The organism is Aeromonas allosaccharophila (genome assembly GCF_016026615.1).
GTDB classification, from domain to species: domain Bacteria; phylum Pseudomonadota; class Gammaproteobacteria; order Enterobacterales; family Aeromonadaceae; genus Aeromonas; species Aeromonas allosaccharophila.
Window position 1 is genome coordinate 2,697,624 of the sequence record NZ_CP065745.1, and the last position, 16,191, is coordinate 2,713,814.

General features: G+C 57.3%; 15 protein-coding genes. 8 read left to right on the forward strand and 7 right to left on the reverse strand.

Going from position 1 to position 16,191, the window contains the following annotated elements:
* Positions 1-113: 113 nt before the first annotated feature.
* Entirely contained in the window at positions 114-527 is a 414-nt protein-coding gene (locus I6G90_RS12160; protein WP_042059128.1) for a CBS domain-containing protein, read from the reverse strand.
* A 154-nt stretch (positions 528-681) separates the two neighbouring features.
* Between I6G90_RS12160 and I6G90_RS12165 the strand changes: the two genes are divergently transcribed.
* Genes I6G90_RS12165 through I6G90_RS12175 form a run of 3 tightly spaced genes read left to right on the forward strand, consistent with a single transcriptional unit; the run spans position 682 to position 3,894 of the window.
* Positions 682-2,592 (forward strand): ABC transporter ATP-binding protein, encoded by a 1,911-nt coding sequence (locus tag I6G90_RS12165; protein WP_182969720.1) that lies wholly within the window; start codon positions 682-684, stop codon positions 2,590-2,592.
* Positions 2,585-3,046 carry a DUF2390 domain-containing protein gene (locus I6G90_RS12170; RefSeq protein ID WP_042656454.1) on the forward strand — a complete coding sequence of 154 codons (462 nt, stop codon included), beginning with the start codon at positions 2,585-2,587 and terminating at the stop codon, positions 3,044-3,046. Before I6G90_RS12165 ends, I6G90_RS12170 begins: the two co-directional genes overlap by 8 nt.
* A complete protein-coding gene (locus I6G90_RS12175; RefSeq protein ID WP_197927687.1) occupies positions 3,040-3,894 on the forward strand; it encodes a 23S rRNA (adenine(2030)-N(6))-methyltransferase RlmJ in 855 nt (284 codons plus the stop codon). The genes I6G90_RS12170 and I6G90_RS12175 overlap by 7 nt, the downstream gene beginning before the upstream one ends.
* Before the next feature lie 103 nt (positions 3,895-3,997).
* Here I6G90_RS12175 and I6G90_RS12180 read toward each other — a convergent pair whose 3' ends face one another.
* Positions 3,998-4,204: a hypothetical protein gene (locus tag I6G90_RS12180; protein ID WP_042059132.1), complete on the reverse strand. Its 207-nt coding sequence runs from the start codon at positions 4,202-4,204 to the stop codon at positions 3,998-4,000.
* Between the two features lie 191 nt (positions 4,205-4,395).
* Between I6G90_RS12180 and I6G90_RS12185 the strand changes: the two genes are divergently transcribed.
* From I6G90_RS12185 to I6G90_RS12205, 5 genes are all read left to right on the forward strand, one after another.
* Positions 4,396-4,761, forward strand: coding sequence for a DUF2061 domain-containing protein (locus I6G90_RS12185; RefSeq protein WP_197927689.1), 366 nt, complete (start codon positions 4,396-4,398; stop codon positions 4,759-4,761).
* Positions 4,762-4,949: 188 nt separating this feature from the next.
* Positions 4,950-5,546: an MliC family protein gene (locus I6G90_RS12190; protein ID WP_197927691.1), complete on the forward strand. Its 597-nt coding sequence runs from the start codon at positions 4,950-4,952 to the stop codon at positions 5,544-5,546.
* A 574-nt stretch (positions 5,547-6,120) separates the two neighbouring features.
* Positions 6,121-6,477 (forward strand): hypothetical protein, encoded by a 357-nt coding sequence (locus tag I6G90_RS12195; protein ID WP_197927693.1) that lies wholly within the window; start codon positions 6,121-6,123, stop codon positions 6,475-6,477.
* 142 nt (positions 6,478-6,619) lie between these two features.
* Positions 6,620-7,453 carry a DUF2806 domain-containing protein gene (locus I6G90_RS12200; protein ID WP_197927694.1) on the forward strand — a complete coding sequence of 278 codons (834 nt, stop codon included), beginning with the start codon at positions 6,620-6,622 and terminating at the stop codon, positions 7,451-7,453.
* 172 nt (positions 7,454-7,625) lie between these two features.
* Complete coding sequence (locus I6G90_RS12205; RefSeq protein ID WP_197927695.1) at positions 7,626-8,111, forward strand: GNAT family N-acetyltransferase; 486 nt, start codon at positions 7,626-7,628, stop codon at positions 8,109-8,111.
* Between the two features lie 124 nt (positions 8,112-8,235).
* Here the strand turns inward: I6G90_RS12205 and eno are convergent, their stop codons facing one another.
* The 5 genes from eno to rlmD form a co-directional block, all read right to left on the reverse strand.
* Positions 8,236-9,537 carry a phosphopyruvate hydratase gene (eno, locus tag I6G90_RS12210; RefSeq protein ID WP_042063085.1) on the reverse strand — a complete coding sequence of 434 codons (1,302 nt, stop codon included), beginning with the start codon at positions 9,535-9,537 and terminating at the stop codon, positions 8,236-8,238.
* 88 nt (positions 9,538-9,625) lie between these two features.
* Positions 9,626-11,263, reverse strand: coding sequence for a glutamine hydrolyzing CTP synthase (gene pyrG, locus I6G90_RS12215; RefSeq protein WP_058052499.1), 1,638 nt, complete (start codon positions 11,261-11,263; stop codon positions 9,626-9,628).
* A 141-nt stretch (positions 11,264-11,404) separates the two neighbouring features.
* Complete coding sequence (mazG, locus tag I6G90_RS12220; RefSeq protein WP_197927696.1) at positions 11,405-12,202, reverse strand: nucleoside triphosphate pyrophosphohydrolase; 798 nt, start codon at positions 12,200-12,202, stop codon at positions 11,405-11,407.
* Positions 12,203-12,277: 75 nt separating this feature from the next.
* Positions 12,278-14,491 (reverse strand): GTP diphosphokinase, encoded by a 2,214-nt coding sequence (gene relA / locus I6G90_RS12225; protein ID WP_042063087.1) that lies wholly within the window; start codon positions 14,489-14,491, stop codon positions 12,278-12,280.
* 362 nt (positions 14,492-14,853) lie between these two features.
* Positions 14,854-16,176 carry a 23S rRNA (uracil(1939)-C(5))-methyltransferase RlmD gene (rlmD, locus tag I6G90_RS12230; protein ID WP_197927697.1) on the reverse strand — a complete coding sequence of 441 codons (1,323 nt, stop codon included), beginning with the start codon at positions 16,174-16,176 and terminating at the stop codon, positions 14,854-14,856.
* Between the last annotated feature and the right edge of the window lie 15 nt (positions 16,177-16,191).

Sequence of the window (16,191 nt, forward strand, 5' to 3'; positions counted from 1 at the left end):
ACCCGGCGGCGTCCGTGGTGCTCTATCAGTGGCGTTCAAATAGAGAGAGGGGAGCCTTGGCTCCCCTCTCTCTATGTTTGCTCTGTGTCAGCTGGTGGCGATGAACGGCGGGATCAATCCAGCGCGTCACTCTCCAGCGCCACTTTCAGAAAATCTTTCCAGCTGATGATGCCGACCAGAGCGCCATTCTCCAGTACCGGCAGGCAGGAGACCCCCTTCTCCAGCATCAGTTTGACGCCGTCGCGCACCGTGAGGTGAGACGCGATGGTGATGAGCTGACGACTCATGATCTGGTGGGCCCGCTTGGTGAGGGTTTCGGTGTCACGGTTCATCTCGGCCTCGGAGTCGAGATAGGGGCTGATGGCGCGAAACAGATCCCGATCCGAGATCACCCCCACCAGCTCGCCCTCCTCCAGCACCAGCAGGTGGCGAAAGTGAGCCTGCTCGAAGATATCCTTGATGACACTGAGTCGATCATCCATTGAAACGGTGGCGACTCGGGTCGTCATAATATCCCTGATATGCATGCTAACCTCCGGTATCCGAACTGGTTTCACTGTTATGGCATGTTTTTGCAGCGTCAGCCAGTGGCCAACCCTTCGCTACAGTGCAAATCTGCGTCATTTCACGTAAGATCCGCGCCAGTTTTTCTCCTCCATTTTGAGCAAGCAGATCCCACCCATGATAGTTGCCAGTCAAATCGAACTGATCCGCGGCGGCCGCAAGCTGCTGGACAACGCCTCCGCCACCATTCACCCCGGCCACAAAGTGGGTCTGGTGGGCAAGAACGGCTGTGGCAAGTCCACCTTTTTTGCACTGGTACGGGGCGAGCTGGCCATCGACAGCGGCACCTTCAGCCTGCCCGCTGGCTGGCAGATCGCAGGTGTCGCGCAGGAGACCCCGGCGCTCGACTGCTCGGCGCTCGAGTACGTGATCGACGGCGACAAGGAGTTCCGCTCGCTGGAAGCCCAGCTGGTACAGGCCGAGCAGGATGATAATGGCCTGCTGGTGGCCGAGCTGCACGGTCGCCTCGATACCATCGGCGCCTACAGCATTCGCGCCCGCGCCGCCGAGCTGTTGCACGGCCTCGGTTTCAGCGACGAGCAACTGAGCTCGCCGGTGCGCAGCTTCTCCGGTGGCTGGCGCATGCGTCTGAACCTCGCCCAGGCACTGCTGTGCCGCTCCGATCTGCTGCTGCTCGATGAACCGACCAACCACCTGGATCTCGATGCCGTCATCTGGCTGGAGAAGTGGCTCAAGGGCTATCAGGGCACGCTGGTGCTGATCTCGCACGACCGCGATTTCCTCGATTCGGTCATCAGTCGCATCATCCATATCGAGAACGGCAAGCTCAACGAATACACCGGCGGCTACTCCGACTTCGAACTGCAGCGCGCCGAACAGCTGGCCCAGCAGCAATCCATGTACGAGAAGCAGCAGCGCGAGATGTCCCACATGCAGGCGTATGTGGACCGCTTCCGCTACAAGGCCTCCAAGGCCCGTCAGGCCCAGAGCCGCCTCAAGGCGATGGAGCGGATGGAGAAGATCCTGCCCGCCCACGCCGATTCCGAATTCAGCTTCGAGTTTCGCGAGCCGTCGGCCCTGCCGACCCCGCTGATCGCCATGGAGAACCTCTCTGCCGGTTACGGCGACAAGGTGATCCTGGAGAAGATCAAACTCAATCTGGTACCGGGTTCCCGCATCGGTCTGCTCGGTCGCAACGGCGCCGGTAAATCCACCTTTATCAAGATGCTGTCGGGCTCCAACCCGCCGCTGTCGGGCAAGCTGGAGGTGAGCGCCGGGGTCAGCATCGGCTACTTCGCCCAGCATCAACTGGAGACCCTGCGTCTCGACGATACCCCGCTCGATCATCTGGCCCGCCTCGCGCCGGACAAATCGGAGCAGGAGCTGCGCAACTATCTGGGCAGCTTCGGCTTTCACGGTGACAAGGCGCTCGACAAGGTTGCCCCCTTCTCCGGCGGCGAAAAAGCGCGGCTGGTGCTGGCGCTGATCACCTGGCAAAAACCGAACCTCTTGCTGCTCGATGAACCGACCAACCACCTGGATCTGGAGATGCGCCACGCCCTGACCATGGCGCTGCAAGGTTTCGAAGGGGCCATGGTGGTGGTGTCGCACGACCGTCACCTGCTGCGTACCACCACGGATGACTTCTATCTGGTCCACGGTGGCCGGGTCGAGCCGTTCGACGGCGATCTGGACGACTACCACAAGTGGCTCGGCGAGCAGGAGAAAGAGGCCAATGCCAAACCGGCGGATGGCCCCGTCTCTGCCAACTCGGCTGTCGCGCGCAAGGATCAGAAACGGCGCGAGGCGGAGTTCCGGCAAGCGACCCGGCCCCTGCGTCAGAAGCTGGAAAAGCTCGAAGCGAGCATGGAGAAGCTGCAAGGCAAGCTTGGCGACATCGAGAGCCAGCTGGCCGACCCCGCCATCTACGAAGAGAGCGCCAAGAACAAGCTCTCCGAGCTGCTCAAATCCCAGGGCCCCCTCAAGGAGCAGCTGGAAGAGGTGGAGCTGGAGTGGATGAGCCTCTCCGAAGAGCTGGAAACCATGGAGCAGGCCTTCTTTGCGTGATGAACAGCTGATGGCCAGTGAGCGGGTCGCCGTCCACGAATTGCCGACGCCGATCGGCTTCTGGCACTGGAGCGGCAAGGTCTATGGTGAGCGCAGCCAGGATTGGCTCACCGTGCAGACGCAGGGGGGCAACGTCAATCTGGCGCTGTTGCTGCACCGGCTCGATCAACTCGGCATCGTGGTCGATCTGACCGACCTGCAACCGGCGCTGGTGCAGACCGAAACGGTGCTGACCCCGTGGCGCACCCTGCGCCAGAGCGCCAAGGCGCGGCTCGACGAGCAGGAGTATCAGTCGATGCTGGCCCATGAGCTGGAGCTGGAGCGGCTGCAACAGGGCGTCCTGTTGCAGACCCTGCGCAGCCTCTCCCTGTTTCGCGGCAACAGCCGCAATTTGTTGAACTATCTATCGTTACTGGGTGCCCAGCAGGGCCCCCTCAGAGATCTAATATGCTGAGCTACCGCCACGCCTTTCACGCCGGCAACCATGCCGACGTGCTGAAACACGCCGTTCAGGCCCTGATCATCGAGTCCCTCAAGAAGAAGGAGAAACCCTTCATCGTGCTGGACACCCATGCCGGTGGCGGTCTCTACGACCTGCGCGGCGACTGGTCCCAGAAGAAGGCCGAGTATGCCGACGGCATCGGCCGCCTGTGGGACGAGCGGGCCCAGTGGTCTGCCATGGCCCCCTATCTGGGGGTCATCGAGGAGATGAACCAGAACGGCGATCTGCACTACTACCCCGGCTCGCCAGAGCTCTCCCGCCGCCTCTCCCGCGAGCAGGACAAGCTGGCGCTGATGGAGCTGCACAACAACGAAGTGGACGATCTGCGCGCCAACATGGGCTATGACCCTCGCGTCGCCGTGCATCACCGTGATGGCTTCGAGGGGCTGATCGCCCTGCTGCCGCCGACCCCGCGCCGCGGGCTGGTGCTGATCGACCCGCCCTATGAGCTGAAGGAAGATTACTTCGCCGTGGTCGATACCCTGAAAAAGGCGCAGAAGCGCTGGGCGACCGGCATCTACGCCCTCTGGTATCCGATCCTCGGGCAAGAGGCGGACAAATCCCGCGACATGCTGCGCGCCATCAAGCGCGAGAACTTCGGCAACGTGCTGGTGGCCGAGCTGGAAGTGGCCGGTCAGACTGCCGACTGGGGCATGAATGGCTCAGGCATGCTGATCATCAGCCCGCCCTGGATGCTGGACGAGCAGATCGAAGCCTTCCTCAAACCCCTGTGTGCCAAGCTGGCACAGGGTGCCGGAGCTCAGTACAAGGTGGAGTGGCTCAACAAGGCCGAGGATTAATCCCCCGCCCCGCGGCGCTCACCGAGTTCAAAAGCAAAAGCCCCATCACGGGGCTTTTGCTATTGGTGCGGCCGGAGTGTGCAGCAGCCTGAACCTGCGCCCCCTAAGAGCGGGCAGGCAGATCCTGTTTCAGCGCAACCAGCAACAGGGCCAGCAGGCCAAAGGGCGGAAACAGGCAGAGCAGGGAGCAGATAAGGGTGACCAGCGCCGGATGCTCGCTCTTGCGGCGCGCCAGTCGCCAGGCGATGACGCCGACGATGATCATCAGCAACGCAATGAACTGGCCAAGCAGGGTGGCATTGATATTCATGAAAGATCCTTTTTCATGGGCAAGTGTGAAGAACCTGTACTTTATCGCCTTGGTTGCGATTGGCAACCGCTGAAGCGCACCAGCAACTCGCCCGTTGATAGGTTCTCTCTATTCTGGCAATAGATGAGAATAGTTTTCATTTAATCTCATTTCGGCGGATACTCTCACCATCAACAGAGGGAGCCGCCATCATGAAAAAGACCATCAGCTTTGCCATCCTGCACTTCGGTGTCGCCTTTACCGTGGCCTACCTGCTGACCGGTGAGCTGCTGACCGCCAGCCTGATCGCCCTGATCGAGCCCGCCGTCAACACGGTCGCCTTCTACTTTCATGACCTTGGCTGGCACAAGCTCAAGCCAAATCACAGCCTGCAGGCCAAGACCAGCAGCTTCGCACTGGTCCACTTCAGCGTCGCCTTCGGGGTTGCCTTCCTGCTGAGCGGCGAGCTGCTCACTGGCGGCGTGATGGCGATGATCGAACCGGCCATCAACACCGTGGTGTTCTTCTTCCACGAGCGGTTGTGGAGCGCCCGCAGTCAGCAACTGGCGCTGGCCTAAGCAACCGGGCAACCCGCCTCCCCCCTTTATCGCGGCCACAAAAAAACCGACATTCCGGCCAGGAATGTCGGGTTTTTCCCGCTTGGCAGCCATTCAGCAGCGCAAGTACGCTCGGCCCCCCTGCTGCATTGCCCTGTAGAGTGTGCTGTAGTAGGCCGATATTCCCTCTTATTTGCTGGTATCTATCGATGAACAAGACCCTGCTTGCCACCCTGCTGTTTGCCCCTCTGCTGGCCAGCGCCGCGACCCCCTCCTTTGACTGCGCCAAAGCCGCCGGGTCGGTCGAAACCCTGATCTGCAAGGATGCCGGACTGGCTGCCCTTGATAACGAACTGGCGGCCCTCTACCCCAAGGCGATTGCCGCGCTCTCTCCCGAACAGCTCAAGACCGAGCGCGCGATGCAGCGCGGCTGGATCAAGGGTCGCAACGACTGCTGGAAGGGGCAGGATCTGCGCCAGTGTGTGGAGGATAACTACCTGCTGCGGATCACCGAGCTGCAGATCAGCGGCGGCCAGCTGATGGTGCCGGCACCGGTCAACTACCAGTGTGGCAAGAGCGTCACTCTCTCCACCTACTTCTATAACGATGCCAAGCTGCCCGCCGCGGTGATCAACCTGAGCGAAGGCGACAAGCAGCAACAAGTGCTCGCCTATGAGGCCCCCAGCGCCAGCGGCGCCCGTTATGAAGGGCAAAACCTCACCTTCTTCACCAAGGGGGACGACGCCACGCTGGAGCGCTACGGCCAGCCAACCCTCACCTGCACAGAGACCCCGACCAAGGGTTGAGCCTGATACGGAGCGGCACGGCCGCTCCGCTTCTTTGAAATCGGATAACCAACCAGCGGCGAGCAACACAGGCCGCGCCCTCTGCACCACTCCCCGCCCACCTTAGCCTTCCCACTCAAGGGGCCCGCTATCCCACCAACGGGCACTCAAGCAGCCTTGATGATTAATTTGTTGATCTTGCTCGGGAATTGACCATCTATCCCTTTCACTTAGTCTGCCCGCCAGTAATATAGCCAATTGGCAACACACGCCTCATCGGAGTCTCCCATGAGCCATGCCAACCCAATCCCGTTGGTGAAACGCAGCAGACTGGAGGCTGAAATTCAGGGGCGGTAGCCATGCCAGCGTTTGCCATGGCCAACGTGCCACTGATTTTCTATACAGTCGTAATGGTTGTGTAAAAAGAAGAGGTCAATCGAATACGACCAGCTTCAGAGGCAGGCACTTAACTGATTAATTTAAAATATTATCTGTGGAATTTCGTATCGGACAGGAGTGGAGTTAGAAAGTAGGTGGTATTAATGTGTTAGTACCGCCTTCCATCTAATAACTGTTATGAGTGTATGGATCTCCTATGGAAAATGAACTCGTATTAGTGGCGCTGGATGCAGAGCAGATAGACAAAGCGAAAGACGAAAATGGGAAGCGTAAACAGATAACCCATGCGCTTGTCGTTGGAAACTACGGGGTGATGTTCGGTACTGAGAAGCAATGCATGAAGTATTACTCGGTCTGGAAGGATATCTTCAAGGACCTATTCGGCAAGAGCTATGAAACTGACCAGTACTATCTCACCACCTACAAAAGCTCCGGCAAAGTGGTGATGGACCTGATAGAAGAGTCAGATAGACGCAAACCCAAAATAGATTTCATCGAAGAAGCGATGAAGCGCGAGAAAAAAGGCTTTGGGGCCAAATTGTTTGGCCGCTAGCAAAACTAATAACCAGAAGTTGCAGTTCGTTCCGGCCTTGAAGGACCTACACCAACCCCTTTTCTCCGCTTCGCTACAAAAATGACGCCTCTGAACAATGGCGTTATAAATACTAGACAATCGATACTTGGTGGTAGTAACAATGACAGAAACTAGTCTTATTGACTTAAAAGCTCTATCTGAACCGGCATGTAAGTTGATTGATGCGGTCAGTAACACAATAGGTGTTTTATATGAGCCGACAAGAATTCGCCGAAAAGCTAGAGCTGAATCTGATTCGCTCGTTATTATGGCTAAAGGAGAGTCTGATGCACTTGTTATTAGGGCTGCTCGACGGATTTCAACACTAGAGACGCGTCGACAAGAAAATATCGAAGGCATAGTCGATAAATCAATTAGCTACCTTGATCATAATGATATTGCCGATGGTGTAACGTTAGATGCTGATTGGTTGTCGTTCTATTTTGATAAATGCCAAGATGTTTCTATAGAGAATGTCCAAAATCTTTGGGCTAAAATACTTGCGGGTGAGGTTTTGGAACCAGAAGCATGCAGTAGAGCTACATTGCTTGTCCTGCAATCTCTAAGTAACAATGATATAAATTTATTTAATCGTTACTGTCAGTTTCTTTTTCATGTCAACGGTGAGTTATTGCGTTTTAAATACTCGTCACTGAACAAACATATCGAAAGCAGAGGAATAAGAGAGTCTGATATTCGTCATCTTCAAGACCTTGGTTTGATACAACCTCAACAACAATTCCATTTTACCAAGAATGAGCGTTATCTAATTGAATATAGTAGTTATAAGTTTGCAATGACTTTGAATGGACATCGTGAGAATCGCACTGAGTTTCTAACTAAAGCTGGACGAGAGCTCTATCGCTTCATTGACATTAAACCATGTGAAAAATACTACGAGATCTTGTTAAGCAGATCGCAGTTGATGGCTCGTAAAGTAAAAGTGTTGGAATAAGTATTTATAATTGAAAATTTAATAACCCGTAGGTTCGATTAGCGAAGCGTAATCGGGCGTTCACGATAGAAATATTTCGTGATAGTGCCAGTTGCCTTCAGAGACCGACTTTCATCCGGTCTCATTTTCCACTTATATCTTTGCTGGCGTAACACCCGATCCAAGGAGATTTATGAAGCCTGACTTAACCGGCTCACGGATTGTACTGCGCACCATTGGCCCGCAAGATGCCGCCAATCTGTTCGAGATTTATGGCAGTCCACTGACCATGGAGTTTGCCTCTGATCCCTGCTTTACCACCCCTGCCATGGTGGCGCAGATGATGGCGAGCGTGGTGCGGCTGGAGCAAACAGGGGAGTCCCTTGAGTGGGCGATTGTCGAACGGGAGGGCAACAAGGTGATCGGCACCTGCGGCCTGCACAGTTTCAGCGAGGCGGGCCGCTGCTGCGAGGTGGGCTGTCTGCTTAATGCGGCCTATTGGCGCAGAGGGTTTATGTCGGAAGCGCTGGGATTGCTGTTCGCCCACGCCAGCACGCTGGGAGTCACCCGCCTCACCGCAGATATCGATGCAGATAACGTCCGCTCTATCGCCCTGTTTGAAAAGCTGGGCTTCCAGGCGCATGCAGGGCGCTATCAGCGCATGCTGCCCTTTGTCTGACCCGAGACCAGAGGCACTACGCCCTCGCCTCTCAGGCCGTTGTGGCAAGGATCAGGCATAAAAAAACCGGAACCCAAGGGTTCCGGTTTTTTTTCATTCCAGCCGAGGCTGGCAAACCAGCAAATTAAGCCTGGTTTTTAACTTCTTTCAGACCGCGGAAAGGAGCTTTGGCACCCAGAGCTTCTTCGATACGGATCAGCTGGTTGTACTTGGCAACACGGTCAGAACGGCTCATGGAACCGGTCTTGATCTGGCCAGCAGCGGTACCAACAGCCAGGTCGGCGATGGTCGCGTCTTCGGTCTCACCAGAGCGGTGGGAGATGACGGCAGTGTAGCCAGCGTCTTTGGCCATCTTGATGGCAGCCAGAGTTTCGGTCAGGGAACCGATCTGGTTGAACTTGATCAGGATGGAGTTGGCAACGCCGTTGTCGATACCACGCTTCAGGATCTTGGTGTTGGTTACGAACAGGTCGTCACCCACGATCTGGATTTTCTTGCCCAGTTCAGCAGTCTGGTAAGCAAAACCGTCCCAGTCAGATTCGTCCAGGCCATCTTCGATGGAGACGATCGGGAACTTGGTGGTCAGGTCAGCCAGGTAGTCAGAGAACTCGTTGGAGGTGAAGATACGACCTTCGCCTTTCAGGTTGTACTCTTTCTTCTCTGCGTCGTAGAACTCGGAAGCAGCACAGTCCATCGCCAGAGTGATGTCGGTGCCCAGCTTGTAACCGGCAGCAGCAACGGCTTCAGCGATAACTTCCAGCGCTTCGGCGTTGGATTTCAGGTTAGGAGCGAAACCACCTTCGTCACCGACTGCAGTGTTGTAGCCCTTGGACTTCAGCACTTTGGCCAGGTTGTGGAACACTTCAGCGCCCATGCGGACAGCTTCTTTCAGGGTCTTGGCGCCAACCGGCTGGATCATGAACTCCTGGATGTCGACGTTGTTGTCGGCGTGCTCACCACCGTTGATGATGTTCATCATCGGCAGCGGCATGGAGTAAACACCAGCAGTGCCATTCAGCTCGGCGATGTGGGCGTACAGCGGCATGCCTTTGGCAGCAGCAGCAGCTTTGGCGTTAGCCAGGGAAACAGCCAGAATGGCGTTGGCGCCGAACTTGGATTTGTTCTCGGTACCGTCGAGGTCGATCATGATCTGGTCAACAGTGGCCTGGTCCTTGGCATCTTTACCCAGCAGAGCTTGAGCGATCGGGCCGTTTACGGCTTCGAGGGCTTTCAGCACGCCTTTACCCAGGAAACGGCTCTTGTCGCCGTCACGCAGTTCCAGCGCTTCGCGGGAACCGGTAGACGCGCCAGACGGAGCGGCTGCCATACCAACAAAACCACCTTCCAGGTGAACTTCGGCCTCAACGGTCGGGTTACCACGGGAGTCGATGATTTCACGACCGATCACTTTAACGATCTTGGACATGTGTATTTCCTCAGGTTTCGTAAAAAAACAACAAAAATATGCCAAAAAAAGCGGCTGTGGCACAGGCCCCAACCGCATTTATTTTAAATTACTTCAAATTACGCTTCTGATACTCGCCTGCCGCCTTCACAAAACCGGCAAACAGAGCGTGGCCATCACGGGGAGTTGAGGTGAACTCCGGGTGGAACTGCGCGGCCACGAACCAGGGGTGATCCGGGATCTCGATGATTTCCACCAACTTCTTGTCGGCGGAGAGACCGGTCACTTTCAGACCTGCCGCTTCAATCTGCGGCAGCAGCTTGTTGTTTACTTCGTAACGGTGACGGTGACGCTCGTAAATGGTCGGGCTGCCGTACATCTGACGCACCTTGGAATCTTCGACCAGGTGGCAGAGCTGGGAACCCAGACGCATGGTACCGCCCAGATCAGACTTCTCGGTACGGGTCTCGACGTTGCCTTCTTCATCCACCCACTCGGTGATGAGGCCGACGACCGGATACGCGCAATCTTTCTTGAATTCGGAGGAGTGAGCCCCTGCCATGCCCGCGACGTTGCGAGCGAATTCGATCATGGCAACCTGCATGCCGAGGCAGATACCCAGGTAAGGGATCTTGTTCTCGCGGGCATACTGGGCAGCCAGGATTTTGCCTTCCACGCCACGCTCACCGAAGCCACCCGGTACCAGAATCGCATCCAGACCTTCCAGCAGCTCGAAGCCACGGGTCTCGATGTCCTGGGAGTCGATGTACTTGATGTTGACGGAGAGACGAGTCTTCAGACCACCGTGCTTGAGTGCTTCGTTGACGGACTTGTAGGCATCCGGCAGGGAGACGTACTTGCCGACCATACCGATGGTCACTTCTGCAGTCGGGTTGGCCTCTTCGAAGACAACCTGTTCCCACTCGGACAGATCGGCTTCTTTGCACTCCAGACCGAAACGCTCGGTGAAGTAGGAGTCCAGATTCTGGGATTTCAGCAGTGCCGGGATCTTGTAGATGGAGTCGACGTCTTTCATGGAGATGACGGCGCGCTCGGGCACGTTGCAGAACAGGGCGATCTTGGCACGCTCGTTGGCCGGAATGGCACGGTCGGAGCGGCAGATCAGCACATCCGGCTGGATACCGATGGAGAGCAGCTCTTTGACGGAGTGCTGGGTCGGCTTGGTCTTCACTTCACCGGCAGCAGCCAGGTAAGGAACCAGCGTCAGGTGCATGAACATGGCGTTGTTGCGGCCCACTTCGGCAGCCAGCTGACGAATGGCTTCGAGGAACGGCAGGGACTCGATGTCACCCACAGTACCGCCCACTTCGACGATGGCAACCTGATGGCCTTCGGCACCGGCAATCACCCGCTCTTTGATGGCGTTGGTGATGTGCGGGATAACCTGAATGGTGGCGCCCAGATAGTCACCACGACGCTCTTTACGCAGTACGTCGGCGTAGATACGGCCGGTGGTAAAGTTGTTGCGACGGGTCATCTTGGTGCGGATGAAACGCTCGTAGTGGCCCAAATCCAGATCGGTTTCGGCCCCGTCCTCGGTTACGAACACTTCACCATGCTGGGTCGGGCTCATGGTGCCCGGATCCACGTTGATGTACGGGTCCAGTTTCATGATGGTCACATCCAGACCACGGGCTTCCAGAATGGCTGCCAGAGAAGCTGCGGCAATGCCTTTGCCGAGGGATGAAACAACGCCACCAGTAACAAAAATATATTTGGTCGTCATGCTGAACCTGAAAGAAGTTTAGGGAATTTTAAGGGGTGCTTCGGGGATGAAGCAGGACGGGGAAACAGTATACCAAAAACCCCTCTCCCAAACAATGAGCAAAAATCTATCAGGCTCACCGCCCCCCCATCTTGCGCCAAATCAACTTTGCTCGGTTTCCTTGGCCCGATCCCAGGCAGCATCGAGCTTTTCGAGGGTGCAATCGGTCATTTTCAAGCCTTCTGCGGCGATAAACTGCTCAACCTGACGAAAACGACGTTCGAACTTGGTATTGGCGCCCCGCAGTACCTGCTCCGGATCCTTGCCCAGATGACGCACCAGATTGACGGTGGCAAACAGCAGGTCGCCGAGCTCGTCGCTCACCCGCGCCTCGTCCACATCGGCCATCAGCGCCTCTTCCATCACCTCGTCGATCTCTTCGTGGATCTTGTCCACCACCGGCCCCAGCGTCTTCCAGTCAAAACCGACGGTGGCGCAGCGCTTCTGAATTTTGGCGGCGCGGGTCAGGGCTGGCAGCGCCTGCGGGATGTCGTCCAGCACGCTCTCTTGATCGAGTGCCGCTCGCTCCTTGGCTTTTTCTGCCTCCCAGTTCGCTTTTACCGCCTGCTCGTTGGAAAGATCTGCATCGGAAAACACATGGGGATGGCGGCGAATGAGCTTTTCGCTCACCGCGTCGACGATATCGGCAAAGTCGAACAAGCCGCGCTCTTTACCCAGCTGGGCGTAGAACACCACCTGAAACAGCAGGTCGCCCAACTCCCCTTTCAACCCCTGCCAATCCTCGGTCTCGATGGCATCGGCCACTTCGTAGGCCTCTTCCAGAGTGTGCGGCACTATGCTCTGGAAGTCCTGTTTCAGATCCCAGGGACAGCCGTTTTGCGGATCGCGCAGACGCGCCATGATATCGAGCAGTTGAGAGAGGTCGTAACGTTGAGACATGGGATATTCGCTTGTTGATTCGTTCAAAAAGGGTCGGAAATGCAGACCGGCCACAGGGGCCGGTCGGTTCGATAATTACAGCCGCTTGGCGCTGATCACGTCGTTAAGCTGACTGAGCTTGGCCAACGCCCGGTTGAAGGCGTTGATGTTGTAAATCTCCAGCTCCATGTCGATCTCGGCGGTCTGCTCACGCACATTGGAGCGCGAGCGCACCCCCATCACGTTGATCTTCTCGTTGGCCAGCACTGTGGTGATATCGCGCAGCAGGCCGGAGCGATCGTTGGAGATAATCCGGATGGTGAGGCCGTAGCCGCCGGAGTAGTTCTCGCCCCACACCGCATCGATCAGCCGCTCCGGATTGCGCCGTGACAGCTCCTTGAGCTGCTCGCAATCTTCCCGGTGGATCGAGACGCCGCGCCCCATGGTGATGAAGCCCTGAATGGAGTCCCCAGGAATAGGCTGGCAGCAGCGGGCGATATGGGTCATCAGGTTGCCGACCCCTTCCACTACTATGTGATCCTTGGGCTTGTGGCGCATCGGCGCATTGGCCTTCTGCTCCAGTTTCTCCAGCAGGCGACGATCTTCCTCTTCCGCCGTCGGCTTGTTGTAGCAGGTGTCGAGATAGTTGAGCACCTGGTTGATGCGGATATCGCCGCTGCCGATACCGGCCAGCAGATCGTCGGTGCTCTCCAGATTGAAGCGGCGCAGCATGTTGCCCTTGTCGATCTTGGACATGCTGAGGTTGTGGCGATCCAGCTCCTTCTCGAACAGCTCGCGACCGGCCACGATATTCTTGTCCCGATCCAGCTTTCTGAACCAGGTTGCCACCTTGGCCCGCGCCCGGCTGGAGCGCAGGAAGCCGGAGTTGGGGTTCATCCAGTCGCGGCTCGGGTTCGGCTCTTTCTGGGTGATCACCTCCACCTGATCGCCGGTCTGCAGCGCGTAGGTAAACGGTACGATGCGACCGTCTATCTTGGCGCCGATGCAGCGGTGGCCGATCATGCTGTGGACGTGATAGGCGAAATCGAGCGGTGTGGCGCCCGCCGGCAGGTCGATCACATCCCCTTTCGGGGTGAAGACGTAGACCCGGTCCTCGAACACCTGACTGCGCAGATCCTCGAGCAGGGAGCCGCTCTCGGAGAGATCCTCCTGCCAGGCGAGCAGCTTGCGCAGCCACTCGATCTTGTCTTCGAAGGTGTTGGCCTTGCCGCCAGCCTGCGCCCCTTCCTTGTAACGCCAGTGTGCCGCGACGCCGAGCTCGGCATCCTGATGCATCTGGTCGGTACGGATCTGGATTTCGACGGTCTTGCCCTCCGGCCCCACCACAACGGTGTGGATCGACTGATAGCCGTTCGGTTTGGGGTTGGCGACATAGTCGTCAAACTCGCGGGGAATGTGGTGGAACTGGGTATGCACGATACCGAGCGCCGCATAGCAATCCTGCAGCCGCTTGGTCACTACCCGCACTGCGCGCACGTCGAACAGCTCGTTGAATTCGAGGTGCTTCTTCTGCATCTTGCGCCAGATGCTGTAGATATGTTTCGGACGGCCATAAACCTCCGCTTCCACCCCGGCCTCTTTCAGGCCATTACGCAGCGATTGCACAAACTCGCGGATGTAGCGTTCGCGATCGAGCCGCTTCTCATCGAGCTGTTTGGCGATCTGCTTGTAGGTATCCGGGTGCAGGTAGCGGAAGGCGAGATCTTCCAGCTCCCACTTGAGCTGGCCGATGCCGAGACGGTTAGCGAGCGGCGCATAGATGTTGGTGATCTCCTGGGCCATCAGCACCCGGGTCTCTTCATCTGCTGTCTTCGCTTCCCGCAGGCAGGCGATCCGCTCCGCCAGCTTGATCACCACGGCGCGCACATCCTCGACCATAGCAAGCAGCATGCGACGCACGTTGTCGACCTGCTCCGGCGAGGTTTCACTGCGATGGAGGGTCTGCAGGGAGCGGATGGCTTCCATCTCCAGCACCCCTTCCACCAGCTTGGCGATCTTGGAGCCGAAGTCCTCGTCCATCCGCTCCTGACTGATGAGACCGGCTTCGACGAAGGGGTAGATGATGGCCGCTTTGAGGGTACCGATATCCATGCTGAGCATCTGCAGGATGCCCACCATTTCGATGCCGCGCACCAGCAACTTGCTGGTCAGCGCCTCGTCACCGAGCGTCAGACAGTACTGGTAAACGGTTCGCAGCTGATCCTTGTCACTGTCACTCAAGGAGAGCGAGCCGACCCACTCCTCCAGGGTGAAGTTGTCTTTCAAATGAATATCGCGAACCGCAACCATGGTATCAATCCTTTAAATTATCGGGCCGAAAGCTGTCACTTTCTCCCTCTCATGAGATTGCCTCAAATGGGGATATCCAGCGCACTTTTCAAGGCATATTGTCCAGAAAGACAATAGAACGCGCCAACAGGCCCTGCCGAACGACAAGGGTCTAGATTACCCCAATCACATCTGATCAAACAGCCGGATGACCAATCAGGCATCGCCAAACTGATGAGTCATTTACTCCCGTTCAAACAGTGCCATGGACTCCAGATGACCGCTGCTACGGAACATCTGGATACCCCACAGCCTAGATCCGTTCAAACAGTGCCATGGACTCCAGATGACCGCTGCTACGGAACATCTGGATACCCCGCAGCCTAGATCCGTTCAAACAGTGCCATGGACTCCAGATGACCGGTGTGAGGGAACATGTCGAGCATGCCGAGGCGCACCAGACGATAACCCCCTTTCACCAGCACCTGACTGTCCCGCGCCAGGGTGACCGGGTTACAGGAGACGTAGACCACCCGCTTGGGTGAGAGTTTCACGACGTGCCCCATCACTTCCAGCGCACCGGGGCGAGCCGGATCAAGCAGCACCAGATCAAACCCTTCCCGCGCCCAGGACATGCCAACGATGTCATCGCTCAGGTCGGCCTTGTAGAAACGGGCATTGCTGATGCCGTTGCTACGGGCGTTCTCTTCGGCCCGCTGCACCATGGCCAGTTCACCTTCCACTCCCACCACTTCGCGAGCCTGACGGGCCAGCGGCAGGGTGAAGTTGCCGATACCACAGAAGAGATCGAGCACCTTGTCATCCTTGCTCGCCCCGAGCCATGTCAGCGCCTGCTCCACCATGCTCTGGTTGATGGGGCCGTTGACCTGAATGAAATCACCGGGAGCAAATGCAAGAGACAGGCCATCCAGCGAGTAGGATGGGGAAAATTGTTGCTGCAGCGCTTCAATGCGCTCATCAGCCGCCTGCAGATAGAGGTCGATCCCCTGCGCTTTGGCAAACTCCACCAGCAGGGCGCGATCCGCCTCATTGGGGCGGCCGGTGTGGCGCAGCAGCATCATGATCCCCTGCTCGGCCTGAATCAGCTCGGCATGGCCCAGCTCGCGCTGGCTCTTGAGGCGATTGAGGCACTCACGCAGCGGGGCAATTAGCGCAGAGAGCGGCTCGGCCAGCACCGGGCAACCGTCAATCTCCACCAGATCGTTGCTGTTGCGGCGACGGAAACCGACCCGGGTGCAACGACCGTTCTTGTCAAATTTGATGGCCAGACGACAGACCCGACGGTAGGCGCGATCTTCACCGGTCAGTACCGGCTCGAGCGCCGGCGCCTTGATGCTGCCCAACCGCTCGAACAGGCTGACCAGCCCGGCCGCCTTGGCCGCTTGCTGATCGGCAACCGACATGTGCTGGGCACTGCAACCGCCGCACTCGCGGTAGTGGCTGCAGAAGGGGGCGATGCGGTTGGCCGCCGGGGTCACCACCTGTTGCAAGGCGGCGTGACCATACTGTTTTTTCTCTTCGGTGATGCGCGCCTTGACGGTCTCGCCGGGCAGTGCCCCTTCGACGAAGATCGCCTTGCCCTGATGGCGACCGATACCGACGCAGTGGTGATCGAGGGTGTCTATCGTAAATTCAATGCGTTGGAGCTGGGTGGACTTCTTTTGGGGCTTGAAAAACTGGGCCATAAAACTTGGTGCCTA

Excerpts from the sequence above, each read along its gene's own strand:
- I6G90_RS12160 (WP_042059128.1), bottom strand. The coding sequence starts at position 527 with ATGCATATCAGGGATATTATGACGACCCGAGTCGCCACCGTTTCAATG.
- I6G90_RS12165 (WP_182969720.1), top strand. The coding sequence starts at position 682 with ATGATAGTTGCCAGTCAAATCGAACTGATCCGCGGCGGCCGCAAGCTG.
- I6G90_RS12175 (WP_197927687.1), top strand. The coding sequence starts at position 3,040 with ATGCTGAGCTACCGCCACGCCTTTCACGCCGGCAACCATGCCGACGTG.
- I6G90_RS12180 (WP_042059132.1), bottom strand. The coding sequence starts at position 4,204 with ATGAATATCAATGCCACCCTGCTTGGCCAGTTCATTGCGTTGCTGATG.
- I6G90_RS12185 (WP_197927689.1), top strand. The coding sequence starts at position 4,396 with ATGAAAAAGACCATCAGCTTTGCCATCCTGCACTTCGGTGTCGCCTTT.
- I6G90_RS12190 (WP_197927691.1), top strand. The coding sequence starts at position 4,950 with ATGAACAAGACCCTGCTTGCCACCCTGCTGTTTGCCCCTCTGCTGGCC.
- I6G90_RS12195 (WP_197927693.1), top strand. The coding sequence starts at position 6,121 with ATGGAAAATGAACTCGTATTAGTGGCGCTGGATGCAGAGCAGATAGAC.
- I6G90_RS12200 (WP_197927694.1), top strand. The coding sequence starts at position 6,620 with ATGACAGAAACTAGTCTTATTGACTTAAAAGCTCTATCTGAACCGGCA.
- I6G90_RS12205 (WP_197927695.1), top strand. The coding sequence starts at position 7,626 with ATGAAGCCTGACTTAACCGGCTCACGGATTGTACTGCGCACCATTGGC.
- eno (WP_042063085.1), bottom strand. The coding sequence starts at position 9,537 with ATGTCCAAGATCGTTAAAGTGATCGGTCGTGAAATCATCGACTCCCGT.
- pyrG (WP_058052499.1), bottom strand. The coding sequence starts at position 11,263 with ATGACGACCAAATATATTTTTGTTACTGGTGGCGTTGTTTCATCCCTC.
- mazG (WP_197927696.1), bottom strand. The coding sequence starts at position 12,202 with ATGTCTCAACGTTACGACCTCTCTCAACTGCTCGATATCATGGCGCGT.
- relA (WP_042063087.1), bottom strand. The coding sequence starts at position 14,491 with ATGGTTGCGGTTCGCGATATTCATTTGAAAGACAACTTCACCCTGGAG.
- rlmD (WP_197927697.1), bottom strand. The coding sequence starts at position 16,176 with ATGGCCCAGTTTTTCAAGCCCCAAAAGAAGTCCACCCAGCTCCAACGC.